The 17,208-nt window shown below is 42.2% G+C and carries 21 protein-coding genes; 6 read left to right on the forward strand and 15 right to left on the reverse strand.

Translation table 11 applies throughout. The features are described from left to right. Window positions 1–58: 58 nt before the first annotated feature. From B1K52_RS01395 to B1K52_RS01420, 5 genes are all read right to left on the reverse strand, one after another. Window positions 59–250, reverse strand: a complete 192-nt coding sequence (locus B1K52_RS01395) for a hypothetical protein (RefSeq protein WP_077304509.1) — start codon at window positions 248–250, stop codon at window positions 59–61. A 221-nt stretch (window positions 251–471) separates the two neighbouring features. Continuing rightward, the gene (locus tag B1K52_RS01405; RefSeq protein ID WP_077304512.1) at window positions 472–939 is read right to left on the reverse strand and encodes a GNAT family N-acetyltransferase; all 468 of its coding nucleotides are present in this window, start codon (window positions 937–939) and stop codon (window positions 472–474) included. A 17-nt stretch (window positions 940–956) separates the two neighbouring features. After that, the gene (locus B1K52_RS01410; RefSeq protein ID WP_077304515.1) at window positions 957–1,475 is read right to left on the reverse strand and encodes a tubby C-terminal domain-like protein; all 519 of its coding nucleotides are present in this window, start codon (window positions 1,473–1,475) and stop codon (window positions 957–959) included. A gap of 34 nt (window positions 1,476–1,509) precedes the next feature. Continuing rightward, complete coding sequence (locus tag B1K52_RS01415) at window positions 1,510–1,692, reverse strand: hypothetical protein (RefSeq protein ID WP_077304518.1); 183 nt, start codon at window positions 1,690–1,692, stop codon at window positions 1,510–1,512. Between the two features lie 123 nt (window positions 1,693–1,815). Then, window positions 1,816–2,187 (reverse strand): GNAT family N-acetyltransferase, encoded by a 372-nt coding sequence (locus tag B1K52_RS01420; protein ID WP_256855837.1) that lies wholly within the window; start codon window positions 2,185–2,187, stop codon window positions 1,816–1,818. 184 nt (window positions 2,188–2,371) lie between these two features. Here B1K52_RS01420 and pabB point away from each other — a divergent pair, with 184 nt between their 5' ends. Further along, a complete protein-coding gene (gene pabB, locus B1K52_RS01425; protein WP_179106423.1) occupies window positions 2,372–4,102 on the forward strand; it encodes an aminodeoxychorismate synthase component I in 1,731 nt (576 codons plus the stop codon). Here pabB and B1K52_RS01430 read toward each other — a convergent pair. From B1K52_RS01430 to B1K52_RS01460, 7 genes are all read right to left on the reverse strand, one after another. Continuing rightward, window positions 4,099–4,848: a class I SAM-dependent methyltransferase gene (locus tag B1K52_RS01430; protein ID WP_077304529.1), complete on the reverse strand. Its 750-nt coding sequence runs from the start codon at window positions 4,846–4,848 to the stop codon at window positions 4,099–4,101. The genes pabB and B1K52_RS01430 overlap by 4 nt on opposite strands. 145 nt (window positions 4,849–4,993) lie before the next feature. Continuing rightward, the gene (locus B1K52_RS01435; protein ID WP_256855811.1) at window positions 4,994–5,452 is read right to left on the reverse strand and encodes a helix-turn-helix domain-containing protein; all 459 of its coding nucleotides are present in this window, start codon (window positions 5,450–5,452) and stop codon (window positions 4,994–4,996) included. Window positions 5,453–5,540: 88 nt separating this feature from the next. Beyond that, complete coding sequence (locus B1K52_RS01440; RefSeq protein WP_143588810.1) at window positions 5,541–6,155, reverse strand: NUDIX hydrolase; 615 nt, start codon at window positions 6,153–6,155, stop codon at window positions 5,541–5,543. A 6-nt stretch (window positions 6,156–6,161) separates the two neighbouring features. After that, window positions 6,162–6,842: a type 1 glutamine amidotransferase gene (locus tag B1K52_RS01445; protein ID WP_077304538.1), complete on the reverse strand. Its 681-nt coding sequence runs from the start codon at window positions 6,840–6,842 to the stop codon at window positions 6,162–6,164. Window positions 6,843–6,860: 18 nt separating this feature from the next. Beyond that, window positions 6,861–7,301 carry a GNAT family N-acetyltransferase gene (locus tag B1K52_RS01450; RefSeq protein WP_077304541.1) on the reverse strand — a complete coding sequence of 147 codons (441 nt, stop codon included), beginning with the start codon at window positions 7,299–7,301 and terminating at the stop codon, window positions 6,861–6,863. A gap of 118 nt (window positions 7,302–7,419) precedes the next feature. Continuing rightward, complete coding sequence (locus B1K52_RS01455; RefSeq protein ID WP_256855812.1) at window positions 7,420–7,710, reverse strand: VOC family protein; 291 nt, start codon at window positions 7,708–7,710, stop codon at window positions 7,420–7,422. Window positions 7,711–7,723: 13 nt separating this feature from the next. Further along, complete coding sequence (locus tag B1K52_RS01460) at window positions 7,724–8,479, reverse strand: AAA family ATPase (RefSeq protein ID WP_256855813.1); 756 nt, start codon at window positions 8,477–8,479, stop codon at window positions 7,724–7,726. A gap of 57 nt (window positions 8,480–8,536) precedes the next feature. Between B1K52_RS01460 and B1K52_RS01465 the strand changes: the two genes are divergently transcribed. Beyond that, a complete protein-coding gene (locus B1K52_RS01465) occupies window positions 8,537–8,938 on the forward strand; it encodes a hypothetical protein (RefSeq protein ID WP_077304544.1) in 402 nt (133 codons plus the stop codon). Window positions 8,939–9,035: 97 nt separating this feature from the next. Beyond that, window positions 9,036–9,806, forward strand: coding sequence for a class I SAM-dependent methyltransferase (locus tag B1K52_RS01470; RefSeq protein ID WP_077304547.1), 771 nt, complete (start codon window positions 9,036–9,038; stop codon window positions 9,804–9,806). 125 nt (window positions 9,807–9,931) lie between these two features. On the opposite strand, the gene fumC is transcribed toward B1K52_RS01470, so the two are convergent. Next, window positions 9,932–11,320 (reverse strand): class II fumarate hydratase, encoded by a 1,389-nt coding sequence (gene fumC, locus B1K52_RS01475; protein ID WP_077304550.1) that lies wholly within the window; start codon window positions 11,318–11,320, stop codon window positions 9,932–9,934. A 108-nt stretch (window positions 11,321–11,428) separates the two neighbouring features. Here fumC and B1K52_RS01480 point away from each other — a divergent pair, with 108 nt between their 5' ends. Further along, window positions 11,429–12,325: a LysR family transcriptional regulator gene (locus B1K52_RS01480; protein WP_077304552.1), complete on the forward strand. Its 897-nt coding sequence runs from the start codon at window positions 11,429–11,431 to the stop codon at window positions 12,323–12,325. 221 nt (window positions 12,326–12,546) lie between these two features. Here B1K52_RS01480 and bglA read toward each other — a convergent pair whose 3' ends face one another. Together bglA and B1K52_RS01490 are read right to left on the reverse strand one after the other, a co-directional pair. After that, on the reverse strand, window positions 12,547–13,986 hold the full coding sequence (gene bglA, locus B1K52_RS01485; protein ID WP_077304555.1) for a 6-phospho-beta-glucosidase BglA: 1,440 nt from the start codon (window positions 13,984–13,986) through the stop codon (window positions 12,547–12,549). Window positions 13,987–13,998: 12 nt separating this feature from the next. Next, window positions 13,999–15,912, reverse strand: coding sequence for a beta-glucoside-specific PTS transporter subunit IIABC (locus B1K52_RS01490; protein WP_077304558.1), 1,914 nt, complete (start codon window positions 15,910–15,912; stop codon window positions 13,999–14,001). A gap of 166 nt (window positions 15,913–16,078) precedes the next feature. Here B1K52_RS01490 and B1K52_RS01495 point away from each other — a divergent pair, with 166 nt between their 5' ends. Together B1K52_RS01495 and B1K52_RS01500 are read left to right on the forward strand one after the other, a co-directional pair. Continuing rightward, a complete protein-coding gene (locus B1K52_RS01495) occupies window positions 16,079–16,786 on the forward strand; it encodes a GntR family transcriptional regulator (protein WP_077304561.1) in 708 nt (235 codons plus the stop codon). A 1-nt stretch (window position 16,787) separates the two neighbouring features. Then, window positions 16,788–17,135 carry a hypothetical protein gene (locus B1K52_RS01500; protein ID WP_077304564.1) on the forward strand — a complete coding sequence of 116 codons (348 nt, stop codon included), beginning with the start codon at window positions 16,788–16,790 and terminating at the stop codon, window positions 17,133–17,135. Window positions 17,136–17,208 lie beyond the last annotated feature (73 nt).

Consider the following 17,208-nt stretch of genomic DNA (forward strand, 5'->3'; position numbering starts at 1 on the left):
GTTTTTTATTTGTCTCAGCGTATGGGGTCAGTCCCATTCCTACCATCAGCTGGCTTTATTAATTTCTGTTCTTTCTTCTTTCACGCGCTCTAACCATACGCCAGTATCCAACTTGGAATAAGACGACTCCGATCACGATAATAGCTATTCCTGATATAACAGCAACCTTATCATTAATTTCCCAAAATAGAATTAAGAGAATACCGATAATCTCCAACAGAACAGCGGTTATCATAAAGCCCTTATTCATTTGTATACCCTCTCCTTCACATGAGGTCTCGAGGGTTAATAATAGCAAGAGTTTGATGATCCTGCCACTTTCCGTTTATTTTGACATTCTGTTTGGCAATTCCTTCTTTATGAAAGCCAGCTTTTAGCAGCACTTTAATGGATCCTAGGTTATACGGCATCATCTGGCTCTATACAGTGGAAATGCAATTCGATAAAAGCCGCTTGTACGTCCTAGGCACCTTACATCCGTTTTTCGTAATATACCAATGTAGCACGCTCATTTACTACTTGTTTCTTACCAGTCTTCTGATAGCCTGCTTTTTCGTATAAGTAGCAATTTCCTTGCTCTTCCTCTAATGTTGCCAACCGCCAGACTTTTGCATCTGTAAAAGTGCTCTCAACACGTTGTAAGGCTTCTTGGGCATAGCCTTTTCCCTGAAAAGATGGATGAACAAACATAGGGCTGATCCAGTAGATTCCTGGCTCCTTTGTAAAAAGGCAAATAGCACCAACAAACACCTTATTCTTCAGTAACATATAGAAGCCGCCGTCTTTTCTGTTGATACGAGTTATTGTACGTGCCAGCGGCTCATTGGCAGGGTTTGAATCCCTATCTTGATACTTAAGCAGCAGCGGCTGAAACGCGGCTACTTGAGTTGCGTGAATTCTTTCTGCATCTGCCTCCATAGCTTTATGTATTTCAATCATCTTCTGATTCCCCTCCGTCAAGGATTATGGAAAAAGGTATGAAACAATCCAATCCACAGTAGAAGGTTCCGCTCTGCTTCTTGATCAATTAGCTCAAGATTCACTTTCCAACGCGGAACTTTTACAGTATGTTTCCAGCGAGCAATCTCTTTTCCATGCTTCTGGATGACAGCCCAGTCTCCCATTTTCTTATGAATGGTATATGCATGGTTATGTAACGAGAACGAAGCCTGTTTTATTAGCTTTAAGTTTGTTTCTTCATTTAATTGAAGCTCGAGAACATCTGAAGCAGTCCAATATTTTATTTTGAATGTTCTCCGAAAAAGGCGGAATTGTTCCTTTGCTTGGAATACAACCTTGCTATCCTTATCTTTCACTTGGTAAGTTGAGGATACGAGACCTTCCTGCCAATAGTCAAAGATACGATGTAAAATCGTTGGATAAACCCTACTTACATAGCCTACAATTTTGTCCGCCCCATCAACAATCACTGCTGGCTTTGTCGATTGGACATGGCGGAATGTATAAGTATACATGTAACATTCCTCCGATACGAAAAAATACTCTTAGCTAATACTCACTCTTACGACTAAGGCGAAGTACGTACATCGTTAAAGAAAGTACAATTGCTGTACATATGAGCAAATCAGAAATCCACAACACATACCCATCTAAATGTAACCGAATACCGATTAAATAAATGCATGAAAATACCCAAAAACCTACTTCTTTCAATACTTGAATTGTCCGCACTGTGTAACTCCTCCTAAAAGGTTATACTTTTTCATACGGAGGAATAATGGAAAAAGTTCCAATTATTGCATAACAATTTTCATGATATGATACACGTACATTATAAGTGTACGCATCTCCAAATTATACGTTTCTTTTAAAAACGTAACTCACTTTATCGTAGCCCATTTTCTCTTGATAAAAACGGTGTGCTCCCGCACGATGTAAACCCGACGACAGCGATACGCTTTGATAATTGTTTTGTGTCGCCCACTCTTGAACAAAGGTGAGCAATTTTTTTCCATTACCTTTCGAACGCTTTTGGTTATCGGTAACGAAATCACACACCCAAACAAACCGACCATAATACAAGGTGACCATTGGCTTAAAGCCCACTACCGCAGCGATTTCACCATTGTCATACAAGGCAAATAGTTTATATCGCTCCATTTCTTGTGCTTCTGCTACTAAATCAAGGTAAGTATCTCTATCCAAGTGTGTTCGTAATTGATTCATTATCGGAAATGCTTGAAGTATTTCATCAGACGTTCTCAATTCTTTGATAGCTTCAGGAAGCAAATTAATCTCTCCTTTGGTCAGGAATGTTAGTAATGAGCGCCTAAACATCGCATTTTTTGTTAAAACAAGTTTACTAGACTCCGGCATATGAGATACTAATACAGGAAGAAAGGAGATGTTTATGTACGCTTATTTTAATTTTGCTGATGCAGCTGGTCAGACCCAGCATCGGCAATTCACAGAGCAGCATACGTTGTTAACAGCCCATACAATTGACGAAGTTATACCCTGCTTAGAGCAGGTGCAAGCATATACAGAAAGAGGATATTACGCAGCAGGGTTTCTTTCTTATGAAGCAGCTGGAGCTTTTGATTCTAGTCATGTCACAATCCCAGGTTCACAGCTTCCTCTATTACAATTTGGCATTTATAAGCATTTTACTGCTGAGCAGCCAAAACCAATACAGTCTGCACCAGAAAAGCTAAACTGGCAGCCGGCAATCGAAAAGTCAGCATACGAAAAAGCTATTCACACCATTAAGGAAGAAATTGCTGCAGGCAATACCTATCAAACAAATTTTACGATGCGTTTGCGCACGCCGTTTACAGGCGACCCTGCAGCTTTATTCCGCCAAATGCAGCGTGCGCAGCGTGCTGACTATACCGCCTATCTGGCGTGGGAAAATCATGCCCTGCTGTCAGCTTCTCCGGAGTTGTTTTTCCGCTGGGATGGTAAACAAATACACACAAAGCCGATGAAAGGCACTATCAAACGCGGCCTTACATATGCAGAAGATCTTGAGAATCGGGAAATGCTCATACAGTCGGTAAAAGATCGTGCAGAGAATGTTATGATTGTAGATCTGCTGCGTAACGATATCAGCCGGATTGCCAAGCTCGGTACTGTACAAGTTCCGGCCTTATATACCATCGAGAAATATCCAACTGTCTATCAGATGACATCAACAGTAACAGCAGACACAGTTCCTGGGATAACCATTACCGATATTATGCGTGCCCTTTTCCCTTGCGGCTCAATCACTGGCGCACCCAAAGCGAGTACAATGAAAGTCATATCCGATCTCGAACAGGAACCTCGCGAAGTATACTGCGGTGCAATTGGTTATATGATACCCGGTGGAGAAGCAGTTTTTAACGTACCAATTCGTACTGCCATCGTTAATCAGAAACAGAAACAAGCGACTTACAGTGTTGGCGGGGGCATCACATGGGATTCAACTAGCAATGGAGAATATGAAGAGGCAATTGCTAAATCCTCTGTACTGCAGGAGAAGCTTCCTGCATTTGATCTTTTAGAAACAATAAAATACGAAAACGGCTTTTACACTTTACTAGAAAAACATATCCAGCGTTTTTTACAATCTGCAGATTATTTCAGCATACAGCTGCAAGAAGAGGAAGTTCGGCAGATTTTGCAGCAGCACCAGTTAAAACACCCTGGTGCATACCAGCGAATTCGCCTTTTAGCAGATCAAACCGGTAAATTAAAGCTCACGTATAGTGAAATGCCATTACCTATAAATACGAAGCAACCATTTAAGCTAGCAACCTCTCCGATTAATCGGAACAATCGATTTTATTATCATAAGACGACTTACCGAGATATTTATACCATGTACAAGGTAGACCAGCCCCAACTGTTTGATACGCTGCTTTGGAATGAAACTGGCGAACTGACTGAATTCACCATTGGCAACCTTGTCATCGAACAGGATGGCAGATTGCTTACACCTCCAGTTGCAAGTGGTCTTTTGCCTGGCACATTACGGGAAGAATTGCTTGAAAACGGTAAAATTGAAGAATTCACTTTGACAAAAGAAACCCTGAAAAATGCGTCCCGTATTTGGCTGATCAACAGTGTACGAGGATGGATAGAAATGGAGCTCGACTAGTAAAGATGAGCTGTTTTCTTCGCTTTTAGAATAATAAAGGAAGGTCGGCGCAGTTCATGTGCAATCCGAGGCAGCTGCGCGATGGCATGGTCATCTGGAATTGGCTCGTTGACGTCAATCAGGCTGAAGCCATTCTGCAGCAATCCGTTACATAGCGTAGAAAAGGATCGATGGTAATAAACAACAGCATCTACAAACCAAGCTGCTTCACGCCGGCCTTCTTCCTGATAATCATCTACTGCGAAGTGAAGCTTTTTCCCTTCTTCATCCTCAATCCATGTCTTCCCTGCTTTTCGGGCTGTTACAATTGGATGTTCAGACGAGAACAAGAGAACGCCATCATCTTTTAAGGCCGAATGAATTGAGTGAATAACTTTATCGTAGTTGGCTACATAATGCATGACAAGGGAGCTAACTGCAATATCGTAACGCTCTTTCGCAAACACTGCATCCTCAATTGATGTCTGCACATATTCAATTGCAGAATGCGCGTTTCTTGTTTGCGCTTCCTGCAGCATGTTTGAAGATGGATCAATTGCGGTAACGCTCGATGCGCCATTTTCTACACAATACATGGATAGGTCGCCCATCCCACAGCCAATATCCAAAACACGCTTACCTTTCAAATCTGGCAGCATGCTTTTCATTTGGGGCTGTTCCATGAGTTCATTGTAGTTGATTGGATTCTCGCGCAGTGCTTTGTAATTCTCAAAAAAGACCGCATTATCATAAATATTCTGTTTCATATAAAGCCTCCTAATCTAAAATCGAATACATTGTTATTTTAGTAGCAAATAAAAAGGCGCTAGACTTATAATTCTGAATTTTGTACCCATTAGATTGAGGCGTACCTTCTTTAAGGTAAAGAAAAAGATCACCTGCGTGATCAGCTTAAGCCTTCTTCTTTTTGAGCTTCTCACTCTCTTTTTTCATTTGTTTCTTTAGCTGTTTGAACAGCTTTTCCCGCTCTTTCTTTACAGCCTTCTTTACTGCATGAGAAACAACCTTCTCTAATTCATCTGAAGTCAATATCCGAGATTCACCCTTCTCCAATTCATCTGACGTTACTGCCGGCTTCTCCGATTCTTTGGCGGGTTGTTCTGCCGATTTGTCATAACCAGTCAGCTGCTGAATTGCATCTGCAAACGTACGCTTCTCTCCTAGTAATCTCTTTAATTCTTCTAATGTCGCAAGATCTTTCTCTGTATAAACCCGCTGCCCTTTGTTATTCCGCTTGAACGGGTAATGAGCGCTTTCCAATGCAATTGCCCATCGCCGTAAAGTCGACGTTGTCACCTCTAAAGAAGCAGCTAAGTCCTTTGCCGTGTACTGTATCTCTTGTTCAGACAAATTTATTCCCCCTTGACTATGTATGATGGAAACTATTTCCTACAGTATACTATAGCCTGTATGGAATCCCAAGAATCGTATACTTATTTCACTCCTCACTTGCTGGCAGTCCAAGATGGCACCGAATTGCCCATGCCTGATGTTCATGAAAGAGTCTATCTACTGCTTCTTCTGGTGAAATCCAAATCAGTTCATGATCCGCTTCTATGGAATCACGTATACTAGCTCCTACAAAACAGCTATAAAAGTCAGCAACATTTTGTATATACGCTCTTCTGTCCCTAGATTGAAAGTATTGCGCTCCTTTACAGACGTATACTAGATTGCTAATGGAATAACCCGTTTCCTCCATCATTTCTCTTTCCAAGCACGATAGCTTGTTCCTCCCCCTTCTCCATTCCGCCGCCAGGGAGTACGAGCAATTGATTGGTTTTAACTTGATGACACCTATTTTATTGCTTTTGTTTTGCATGATTCCGTATACGGCTTGTCGTACCTTCACTGCTTCACTTTTGGGTACATCATTATCCCAGTCAATCCAACGGCCATAATCCTTAACCCAATCTTCTATTTCTCGTTTCAATGCATCTGATACCGGCATCTCATCTAGATCCAAGTTCACTTTACATACTGCACACCACACTGGGTCCGCGAAGTCTGCTGCCATTAATAGATTTGTTGTTGTTCCACAGTTGCATTCCACCTGCGTTTACTCCCTTTCTTGCTGCTGTACGAGGTAATCCAACAGTTGATAAAGCACCTCTTTATTATTTTTCGGGATATGGGCAGACAGCATAGCCTGCTCACTTTGAACATATTTGCCTTTATCTATATAATCTCGATCATGCGTGATTAACTTGGTTATGCTTTCTCTTGTCGTCTCAAAGTGGAATTGCAGCCCCAGCGCAGAATCATTATATACGAAACCTTGATTCTCACATACTTCATTTCCAAAAAGCCGAATAGCTCCGTCTGGTAAGGAAAATTGTTCCCCATGCCAATGAAAAACTGTCATCTTATCAGGCAGGAAAGAAAAATGTTTGGTGAAAGTTTGAATCGGGTGCCATCCTACTTCCTTATGTTTTCCTTGAAAGACGTCTGCTCCTATTGCTTTGGCTATTTGCTGGGCGCCAAGACAGATACCAAACACCGGCTGCTGTTCTGAGATTAGGTCTCGAATCAGATCACGTTCGGCTTCTAACCAATACTCAGTATCATTTGCACTCATCGGTCCGCCTAAGATAATGAGCATGCTTACATCTACTGCAGCTGGCAGTACCGGCTCCTTGTACAAATGATGGATACGAAAGCGATGCCCCCGACCTTGTCCCCAATCTTCTATAGTGGCCAGCCCCTCAAACTGGACATGCTGCAGTACATCAATTAGCACCTTATTATTCTTCCTCCCTTATAAGCTCAGCTCATAATGAAAAAATTGCTGATCGCGAACATAACCTTTTCGTTCATACAGACGCTGTGCCTTTTCATTATCAGGAGCAGTACTAAGTGCGATGCTGGCAGCACCAGTTTCCATCGCCAAAATCTTTGCTGCCTCCAGCAGTTTCTCTCCGACGCCTTGTTTCCTGCTGCTTTCGGCTACAAATAAATCGTTTAAAATCCAAGCCCGCTTCATACCTATCGAAGAATAAGTAGGATAAAGCTGAGCAAAACCAACGCATCTCTCTTCCATTTTTGCTAGGAATATAACGGACTCCTCTTTTTCGAGTCTTTCTGTTAAGTATGCCTCTGCCCCGTTCAGGTCAGGTGCTTGTTTATAGAATTGGCGATACTGATCAAATAATGCTGCTGTTTGTTTTACATCTTGCAAAGTTGCTTTTGTTATTTTCATATTTTCACCTCTTCAAGAGCTCTATTACCTTAGTTTTTTAACTGATTCATTCTTTCTCGCTCTTCATCTTTATCTAGATACACCGAGCTGATTATCCCCAAGGGTCGTGAAAAGTTCCCTATTGTACAGGTACCCCCACTCTCTTATGGATATCAAAATGTCGGATATTCAGCGCGTTCATCACACGCTCTCTTGCTGCTTCCAAGTCTTTTACCCCAAGCCGAAGTGGTCCATTTCGGTATTCTGATTCTTCTGTTTCAGCCAATTGAAGCCAACAGCCCGACACTATTTCCCATTCCAGAAAACCTGCATGCGGGATGAAATCAGGTTCTCTCTCCAGTAAAATCGTATACCAAGTCTTAGCCCTTTCCAAATCTGTAACAGTAAACCGAATCGTCATCTCAAACATTTTGACTCCTCCTTTATCTTTGGAATAAATGATGTAAAAGTCTGCCTCTATCCTCAAAAAACTGCTTCATAGTTCGATAATGCTGCGTGTTTTCCAGGCGTGTCTCTGCTATTCCTGCTGCATCCAACTCAAAAATCTTTGCGTCAGGATAAGCCATTAAAAGCGGAGCATGTGTTGAGATAATAAACTGTGAACCTTGTTCTACTAGCTCATCAATTCGGGCTAGCATGGACAACTGACGGATGGGTGATAATGCTGCTTCTGGTTCATCAAGTATGTAGAGCCCCTTTCCGCCGAATCGTTCCATGAAAGCAGCAAAAAATGCCTCTCCATGTGATTGCTCATGTAAGGAAGTACCTCCATAAGAATCAATAATTCTTCGAGAGCTTCCGGGCTCTTGATCCAGCTTCTCAATTTGCGTTGCTACGTTATAAAACGTCTCTGCTCGGAAAAAGTAACCATCACGAGGCCGGTTACTACCGCGGACAACCTGCATAAATTCATGCAAATTGGAATGTGTTGCATAACTCGAAAACGAGAAGTTTTTTGACCCGCCTTCTGGGTTAAATCCAAGCGCAACAGCCAGCGCTTCAAGCAGCGTCGATTTTCCCATCCCATTTTCTCCAATGATATAAGTTACATTGGGATGAAACGAGAGTTTTCCTAGCTTTTGGATTATCGGCAGCGTGAACGGGAAATGATTAGGCAGTGGGGATTTTTCTTTTACACTCATTTGCCTCACATACTGGTTCATCTTATCTAATTTCATACGATTCCACCTGTCTTTATAGCCAAAAGTTTTATTCCCAGAAAGGAGAATATAGTCATGCGAGAATACACCCTGTTTGCTATTCTAATTATCTTGTTTTTAGCGGTTATTCTCTTCACCCGCTACTTAAATAAGCCAGTAAAAGGTCTATTTGTCGTTTACTATCTTGCGCTTGGTATTTTATTTGTTGTCATCAAGGAACGTATCGATAACAAATATGAAGATGCCGCACAGACGCCAAATGCTTACTGGCTCGTAAATAATGAATGGATTGCCGATATCCGTCATTTACTATTTGTACCGATAATAGGTTTGCTTATTTATTTGCTTTATAAAGGCTATACAGACCCGAAAGGCCCATGGAAACGATCTAACATTTTAGGCGTTATTTTTCCGCTCGCTGCGCTGCTGGCGGTTTGTTATTGGTTGTTCTCTTACACGTACGGCTATCATTTTTGAGGCACAGTTGCCTGATAGCCTTTTCTCCTTTGATTGTACAGGAAAAGCTGTCACTTTTATGGAATTATATACCATTGGCCAATAAAGGAGATAGGTTATGGATTTCAAAGCGCAGCAAAATAAGTACACCTATTCATCCAGGCACGCTGCTCCTGCTTGGATGGACTTTATGAGAAAAATAGTTCCTTACCAGCAAATAAACCACGCAGGCGACATTGGCTGTGGCGGCGGTATTTATACAAAGGCACTAGCAGAGCTAGGCATACCGCTCGTCACAGGTGTAGATTCTTCAGCTGTCATGCTCGAGGCAGCAGCTGAAAATTGTCAGAAGGAGCAAGGCGTTCAATTCCATAAAGGAGACGCCCTTGCAACCGGTTTGGAAAACGCTAGCTGTGATTTAATTCTGGAACGCGCCTTGATTCATCATCTGCCAAACCTGCAGCCCTGTTTCTCGGAAGCATACCGGCTGCTGCGTCCTGGCGGCACGCTGTTGATCCAAGATCGCACACCGGAAGACTGTCTTCTGCCTGGCAGTCCCGAGCACATAAGAGGCTATTTCTTCACCTGTTTTCCGAAGCTTGCGGAAATCGAGACCAGCAGAAGACATACCTCTGAAAATGTGTTAGAGAACTTGAAAAATTGCGGATTTCACACACTAGAACAACATACCTTATGGGAAGTTCGTCACGTACATGAAACAAAAGAAAAACTGCTGGCCGGCCTTCGCGCCAGACTGGGGAGGAGCATCCTGCATACGTTAAAGGATGATGAACTTGAAGAGTTGGTTTTATATATTGACGATTGTATCACAACAGAAAGGGATATTGTGGAAAGAGATAGGTGGACGATTTGGAAGGCAAGGAAGTAGAAGGATTCAATAACCCGCTACGCATAGCCCGTAGTAGAATGCTCTAAATAATCGCCCCCTTAACTCCCTTATGTTTAAACTGAAAAAGCAACCAAGTGCTAAATGCAGCTCGGTTGCTTTTCCTATTAGATATTTGGTTTTACCATATCTTCTGGTTTCACCATTTCATCAAATTGTTCTTCTGTCAGCAGTCCAAGTCTGACCGCCGCTTCTTTCAGTGTTACGTCTTCTTTATGTGCTGTCTTAGCGATTTTTGCTGCCTTTTCGTATCCGATATGCGGGTTCAAAGCAGTTACAAGCATCAGTGAATTAGTTAGGTTTTCTTCGATTGTTTTGTGATTTGGCTCTATGCCTACAGCGCAGTTATCATGGAATGACACCATGCTGTCGCTCAATAGCTGAACAGACTGCAAAAAATTGTAAATGATTACTGGTTTAAATACATTTAATTCAAAGTTCCCCTGACTTGCAGCAAAGCCAATCGTTGCGTCATTTCCCATTATCTGAGCTGTTACCATCGTAACTGCTTCACATTGCGTCGGGTTGACTTTTCCTGGCATGATGGAGCTTCCAGGCTCATTTTCAGGAATGATGATTTCGCCGATACCGCAGCGAGGACCACTAGCCAGCCAGCGGACATCATTAGCAATCTTCATCAAATCTGCTGCTAGCGCCTTCAGTGCGCCATGGGTATATGTCATTTCGTCATGACTTGTCAGTGCATGGAATTTATTCGATGAGCTATAGAAAAGCTGCCCGGTAAACTTGGTAATTTCCTCAGCTGTGATGTCGCCAAACTGCGGGTGAGCATTAATACCAGTGCCGACTGCTGTGCCGCCGATTGCCAGCGCACGGAGTTTCTCTGTTGCTTCGACGATCATTTCTTTTGAACGATCCAGCATATGCACCCAGCCGCTAATTTCCTGTCCGAGAGTTAACGGCGTAGCATCCTGCAGATGCGTACGTCCAATTTTCACAATGTCACTAAACGCTTCCGCTTTTTCATTCAGCGTGTGACGAAGCTGTTCTAATGCAGGCAACAGTTGTTCATATATAGCTAACACCCCGGCAATATGCATCGCTGTCGGAAAAGTATCATTTGAGCTTTGACTGCGGTTAACATCATCGTTAGGATGAATTTTTATGTCAGATCCTTTTTTCTCCAGTAAAGCATTAGCAAGATTTGCAACGACTTCATTCATATTCATGTTACTTTGTGTACCGCTCCCAGTCTGCCAAACGACAAGCGGGAAATTATCATCGTATTTCCCAGTAAGAATGCTATCACAAACTGCTGCGATGTTTTCTGCTTTTTCCTTTTCCAAATTTCCAAGACGATGGTTAGCTATAGCTGTATTGCGCTTCAAGATAGCAAAAGCCTTAACGACTCTCTCTGGCATTATTTCAGAACCTATTTTAAAGTTCTCTTTACTTCGCTGCGTCTGTGCACCCCAGAACTTTTCTGCTGGCACTCTCACTTCTCCAAAAGTATCTCTTTCTATTCTGTAATCCATATTGTTCCCTCCTGCTTCTACATAAATAGTAGCACTGCCACTTTATATTGTATAATGCATAATAAATATAATTTTGATAACTCTATGTAATGATAGCGAGGCGATAATATGGAATGGGAACAATTGGAGTACTTTCAAACGTTAGCTCGTATGCAGCATGTTACGAAAGCAGCGCAGGCTCTCTCCATTACACAACCAGCTCTGTCCAGATCCATCGTTCGATTGGAAGATAGTATCGGAGTTCCTCTTTTTGATAGGCAAGGGCGCTCTCTTAAGTTGAATAAGTATGGAGCTTTATTCCTAAACAGAGTTGATACCATAATAAGAGAGTATAAGGAGGGAAGAGAAGAACTACAATCTCTGGTGCAGCCAGATCAAGGAGAAGTATCATTCGGATTTCTGCACACACTTGGAACAGCAGTCGTTCCTCATGTAATCGGCGCGTTTCAAGAGGACTATCCGAAGGTCCAGTTCCAATTAAGGCAAAATCATTCAAACTGGCTTCTGCAGCATGTAATAAATGGTAAACTTGATCTTTGCTTACTCGCCTCTCCTACGACAGAAACACAATTGCAATGGACACCATTGTGGGAGGAAGAGCTGTTCTTATTTCTACCTAATAAGCATAAGTTTGCTTCCCGTGATTCCATCACACTGGATGAAATCACGGAAGAGCCATTCGTCCTAATGAAAGAAGGCTTTGCACTTCGGATGACGACAGATCACATTTTCGAACAAGTGCAAATACGTCCGAGGATTATGTTCGAAGGAGAAGAAATGAACACAATCGCCGGCTTTGTAGCAGCCGGACTAGGCCTCTCTATACTTCCGGATTTCCAAGGTATGGATCAAGCAAATCTAGCCAAAGTCCGCATCAGCTGGCCAATATGCAAACGAACAATCGGCATCTCCTGGATGGAAGGAAAATATTTATCACCCGTCGCAGAAGCATTTAAGCAGTATATCATTAACCACTTTCATCAAGCTGGTCGGGATAACAAGTAATCATATCCACGCAAACAAAAAGAAGCATGCCAAATGACATGCTTCTTCTACTAATCAATAATAAAAGGCTCCAGTCCCAAGAAAGCAGCATTTATAAGCTTAATAGTGTTTTCAATTACAAATATTACATAGTAGCTGACTAGCACCATGAAGTATTTCTGTTACTTCTCACAGCTAACAAAAAGACCTTGAAAGAAGTTTACCTTTCAAGGTCTCATAACTTAAAGCTCTTCTCCATCTGAAGCAATCACATTTTTATACCATCCAAACGAGTCTTTCTTCGACCGTTTCATTGATCCATTCCCTTCATTATCACGGTCGACGTGAATCATGCCATAGCGTTTTTTCATTTCGCCTGTGGTGAAGGAGACGATGTCAATGATACCCCATGGTGTGTAGCCGAGCAGGTCTACGCCATCGTAGGTAACGGCTTTTTTCAACTCTTCGACATGAGATCGCAAATAGTCGATTCGCTGCGGGTCATGGATGGAACCGTCTTCTTCTATGTGGTCGACCGCGCCGAACCCGTTCTCCACGATAAACAAAGGAATTTGGTAACGATCATAGAATCGGTTTAACGTATAGCGCAGACCGACTGGATCAATCGACCAGCCCCAATCGCTCGCTTTGATATATGGATTTTCTACACTTTGCGCCATGCCGCCGTTTGTAATATTGATATTCTGTTCAATTTCTTTATCACTTTTAACAGTTGTACTCATATAGTAGCTAAACCCTAGGTAGTCCACTGTTCCGTTACGGAGGATTTCGTCATCGCCTTCTTCAAAAACAATGTTATAGCCTTCCCGTTTAAATTCTTGTAACACGTAGCTTGGGTAATAGCCGCGAACATGGACATCTGGGAAGAAATACCGTTCACGCATAAGTTCCTCAGCAAGCATCACGTCAGCTGGGTTGGAGGAGTAAGGATATACAGGGACATGCGATACCATCGCACCAATCTGGAAATCTGGATTAATCTCCTTCCCCTTGCTCACAGCGAGCGCACTGGCAATCAGCTCATGATGACCTGCTTGGTACATAACTTCACGCGCATTTTCCCCTTCCTCAACTGTTACACCGGAATTTGTCCAGAGGAATAACGGATTTTCTGTGTCCATTTTGTTATTGATTTCGTTAAATGTCATCCAGTATTTGACCTTATCTTTATAGCGGCGGAACACGACTTCAGCGAATCGAACGAAATGCTGCACGACTTCACGATTGCGGAATCCGCCATATTCGCGTGCTAAATGCAAAGGCATCTCAAAGTGGGACAGCGTGATAACCGGCTGAATATTATGCTTCAGCAGCTCATCAAATAGATCATCATAGAACTGCAAGCCAGCTTCATTCGGTTCTGCTTCGTCACCTTTCGGGAAGATTCGCGTCCAGCCAATTGATGTACGCAAACATTTTAGGCCCATTTCTGCAAATAGCGCTACATCTTCTTTATAGCGATTGTAAAAATCAATCGCTTCATGGTTTGGATAAAACTTATCTTCCTCGATTGTCTCTGTAATCTCTCTTGGTACACCATGTGCACCTGCTGTCATCACATCAATGACGCTTGGCCCTTTACCGTCCTGATTCCAGCCACCCTCGAATTGATGCGCGGCAAGTGCGCCGCCCCATAAAAAGTCTTTCGGTAATGTTTTCATTTCTATCTCCTCCTATTTAATAGCTGTCATTAAGTTATTGCCGTGCGCTGTCATCTCTGTTTCATCAATCGTAATCTCCGTATAGTTAGCTGGATTCGTCACAATAATTGGGGTAATCGTTTGCACGCCCGCGGACTTAATGGCTTCTGCATCAAACTCATTGATAACATCCCCTTGTTTGACAATGTCTCCTTCTTTCACACGAAGCGTAAAAGGCTCACCATCCAGTTTGACTGTATCAAGACCAACATGTATTAATACCTCTACACCATTGTCGGACTGCAGACCAATCGCATGTTTCGTCGGTGCAATCATGACAACTTTCCCATCAAATGGGGCGTAAACCTTATTTTCATTCGGCTCGATTGCCAGACCCATTCCCATTGCTCCTGAGCTGAATACCTCATCAGGTACTGTTTCCAGCGACATCAGTTTTCCGCTCAATGGCGCGTGAATCGTGTCTTCACTAGTTTGTGCAGCGGATGCTTCTGCTTTGCTGTCTTCCGTAGTGACTGCATCTTTCCCTTTTGCCAAGTCTTCATCGGCTTGTTTGGCTGTATCTTCGCCAAATCCAAAGATCTGAATCAAAATGATTGGCAGCACAATTGCAATGACAGAACCGATTAAGATGCCCCATACGCTTGTAGGATAGTCAGCGTTGATACCGTTTACAATTGTCAGCGGGCCCGGCAATCCGGCGTAAGCAAAGTAATATGGATTGAAAAAGCTTGCCGTAATTGCTCCAATCGCACCTGAAATACATCCAATAATAAATGGTTTCTTAAAACGTAATGTTACGCCGTAAATGGCTGGCTCGGTAATACCAAATATGCCGGTCGTACCAGCGGATATACCGATTCTCTTTGTTTCCTTGCTTTTTGCTTTGATGATTACGCCGACAACCGCTCCAACTTGCGCAATAACCGCAATCGTTTGGTATGCCTGGAAGGAATCCATACCATATTGTTCATAGTTTGCTAGAGAAAGCGGCGTAATACCCCAATGAACACCAAAGATAACAATTACCTGCCAAAAGGCACCAATAATAGCTGCTGCGAGCCAAGGTACATTATCAGCCAGTATATTGTATCCGTTTGCAATTCCATTCGCACCAAGTGTTGTAATCGGTCCAATAATGACTAATGTCAACGGAACGATAATTAAGATACTTAGAAATGGCACAAAGATAGGACGGACAACTTCATGAATGCTCTTGTTTAAGAAGCGTTCCAAGTAAGAGAGAATCCACACTAGAAATAATGGCGGTAAAACGGATGATGTATAGGTTGTTTCTGTCAGTGGCAGCCCTAAGAAGTTCAAACTGCTGCCATTCCCAATACTTTCAGCCATTGCTGTCCACTCCGGACTTACAAGAGCCGCTGTGGCTGCTACCGCGATATACGTATTTGTCTTAAAATGCTTGGATGCTGTAATGGCGATAAAGATAGGCAAGAATGTAAACGGTGCCCAAGACATAAAATCCAAGACTGCAAACGTACTTGTATTTTCAAAGTTTGAAAATAGCATTTTTAGCAGAATCAATACACCTTGCAATATACCAGCAGCAGCAAGTATATAGATGAACGGTGCAAAAACTGCCGACATGGTTGCAATAACTCGGTTCAAAATTGAACCTTTATTCTCATAGTCTTCATTCTCTGTATCTACGTTCACCAGTTTGGCAAACTCTTCGTACACTTCTCCAACATGCTGTCCAATAACAACTTGGAACTGTCCGCCATTTTCAACTACTGTAATAACACCTGGCAGATTGTTCACCTCTTGTTTCGCAGCCGGATTGGAGTTTTTTAGTACTAAACGTAAGCGTGTTGCACATCGGGTAGCACTGACGACATTTTCTTCGCCGCCAACCGCGTCTAATATATCACGAGCAAGTTTTGAATAATCTCTTACCTTCTCAGCCATATTAACACCTCTTTTTTATTTAGTATACGCTTACATTATAATTATACCGTTATAATTCATCAAGTATAAACTAATTATATTAATAAAGGATACTTTGAAAAGAGGGTTTTCGTTAACACGCGGCTGTGCTAAAATCGCTCTATCTAAACAAATGAGGAATGTAACGATGCTCAAATATCAGCAAATCGCAAATGAAATTCAACAGGATATAGAAAAAGATGATCTCCAGCAAGGCACCAAGTTACCCGTGCTTGAAACATTTATGACCGAATACAAAACAAGTAAAAGTACCGTTATTAAAGCACTTAGTCTGCTCGAGCGAAAAGGTCTTGTTTATCAAGTACGCGGCAGCGGCATTTTTGTTCGCCGCAGAAGCCGTAAAGGCTATATCAGCTTCTCCAACCAAGGCTTTAGTGACGAATTGAGCGAATTTGATATCACAGCCAAGGTAATGGAGCTTGATATTCGCAAGCCGCCGGAAGATGTTGCATTTAATCTGAAAATCAATCCAGAAGAAGATGTCTATTACGTAAAACGTATACGCTATATTAACGGCCAGACACTTTGCTTAGAAGAGTCTTATTACAATAAGTCTATTGTTACGTACTTGAACATTGAAATAGCTACTGGCTCCATTTTCGACTATATTAGTAATGCATTGGGCGCCAAGATTGGCTTTTCTGATTTATATTTACACATTCAAAAACTGGACCAAGAAGAAGCACAGCAATTACAGCTAAAGAAAGGTGACCCAAAGCTGTTTGTCGAGACTATCTTTTATCTGAATAACGGATCGCCATTTGACTTTTCCAAGGTCACGTATAACTACCAGCAGTCACAGTTCTTTTTCCAGTCTACGGGGCATTCGCTCTAAAATGAAAAATCGCTTGTGGAAAGCATACGAAAACTGGGAAACAGAGCTAGACAAAAACGAATGGTATTTCAGTGAGTGCTTTGACGCGTTGGCTGCAAAGCTTTCTCCTTCAGAAGCATTTGATAGCATTCCGGATATTCTCGATGTTTTACTGCATGTAAAGGAAACATATTTGCTAAATGAAACACTTGAATTCCTTCTCATTATCTACAACACAGCCAATACGACCGAGTTACATCCTGCCCTCTTAGCAACGTGCAGGGAGATTAACTGTAAGTTAGAACAGCTGGGAGATTCGTATAGCAAAAGTACATGGGTTGAGTTAAAACAGATGCTGCGTGTAATTTAATTACACGTACAATAAAGCCACCAAGTCTGCTAAGACTTGGTGGCTTTATGTTTGTATTTTAATTCATAATTTT

Source organism: Terribacillus halophilus (assembly GCF_900162685.1).
Taxonomy (GTDB): Bacteria; Bacillota; Bacilli; order Bacillales; family Amphibacillaceae; genus Terribacillus; species Terribacillus halophilus_A.

Bases quoted from the DNA above. Each gene is read 5' to 3' on its own strand.
- B1K52_RS01395 (WP_077304509.1), bottom strand. From the start codon at position 250: ATGAATAAGGGCTTTATGATAACCGCTGTTCTGTTGGAGATTATCGGT.
- B1K52_RS01405 (WP_077304512.1), bottom strand. From the start codon at position 939: ATGATTGAAATACATAAAGCTATGGAGGCAGATGCAGAAAGAATTCAC.
- B1K52_RS01410 (WP_077304515.1), bottom strand. From the start codon at position 1,475: ATGTATACTTATACATTCCGCCATGTCCAATCGACAAAGCCAGCAGTG.
- B1K52_RS01420 (WP_256855837.1), bottom strand. From the start codon at position 2,187: ATGAATCAATTACGAACACACTTGGATAGAGATACTTACCTTGATTTA.
- pabB (WP_179106423.1), top strand. From the start codon at position 2,372: ATGTACGCTTATTTTAATTTTGCTGATGCAGCTGGTCAGACCCAGCAT.
- B1K52_RS01430 (WP_077304529.1), bottom strand. From the start codon at position 4,848: ATGAAACAGAATATTTATGATAATGCGGTCTTTTTTGAGAATTACAAA.
- B1K52_RS01450 (WP_077304541.1), bottom strand. From the start codon at position 7,301: ATGAAAATAACAAAAGCAACTTTGCAAGATGTAAAACAAACAGCAGCA.
- B1K52_RS01455 (WP_256855812.1), bottom strand. From the start codon at position 7,710: ATGTTTGAGATGACGATTCGGTTTACTGTTACAGATTTGGAAAGGGCT.
- B1K52_RS01460 (WP_256855813.1), bottom strand. From the start codon at position 8,479: ATGAAATTAGATAAGATGAACCAGTATGTGAGGCAAATGAGTGTAAAA.
- B1K52_RS01465 (WP_077304544.1), top strand. From the start codon at position 8,537: ATGCGAGAATACACCCTGTTTGCTATTCTAATTATCTTGTTTTTAGCG.
- B1K52_RS01470 (WP_077304547.1), top strand. From the start codon at position 9,036: ATGGATTTCAAAGCGCAGCAAAATAAGTACACCTATTCATCCAGGCAC.
- fumC (WP_077304550.1), bottom strand. From the start codon at position 11,320: ATGGATTACAGAATAGAAAGAGATACTTTTGGAGAAGTGAGAGTGCCA.
- B1K52_RS01480 (WP_077304552.1), top strand. From the start codon at position 11,429: ATGGAATGGGAACAATTGGAGTACTTTCAAACGTTAGCTCGTATGCAG.
- bglA (WP_077304555.1), bottom strand. From the start codon at position 13,986: ATGAAAACATTACCGAAAGACTTTTTATGGGGCGGCGCACTTGCCGCG.
- B1K52_RS01490 (WP_077304558.1), bottom strand. From the start codon at position 15,912: ATGGCTGAGAAGGTAAGAGATTATTCAAAACTTGCTCGTGATATATTA.
- B1K52_RS01495 (WP_077304561.1), top strand. From the start codon at position 16,079: ATGCTCAAATATCAGCAAATCGCAAATGAAATTCAACAGGATATAGAA.
- B1K52_RS01500 (WP_077304564.1), top strand. From the start codon at position 16,788: ATGAAAAATCGCTTGTGGAAAGCATACGAAAACTGGGAAACAGAGCTA.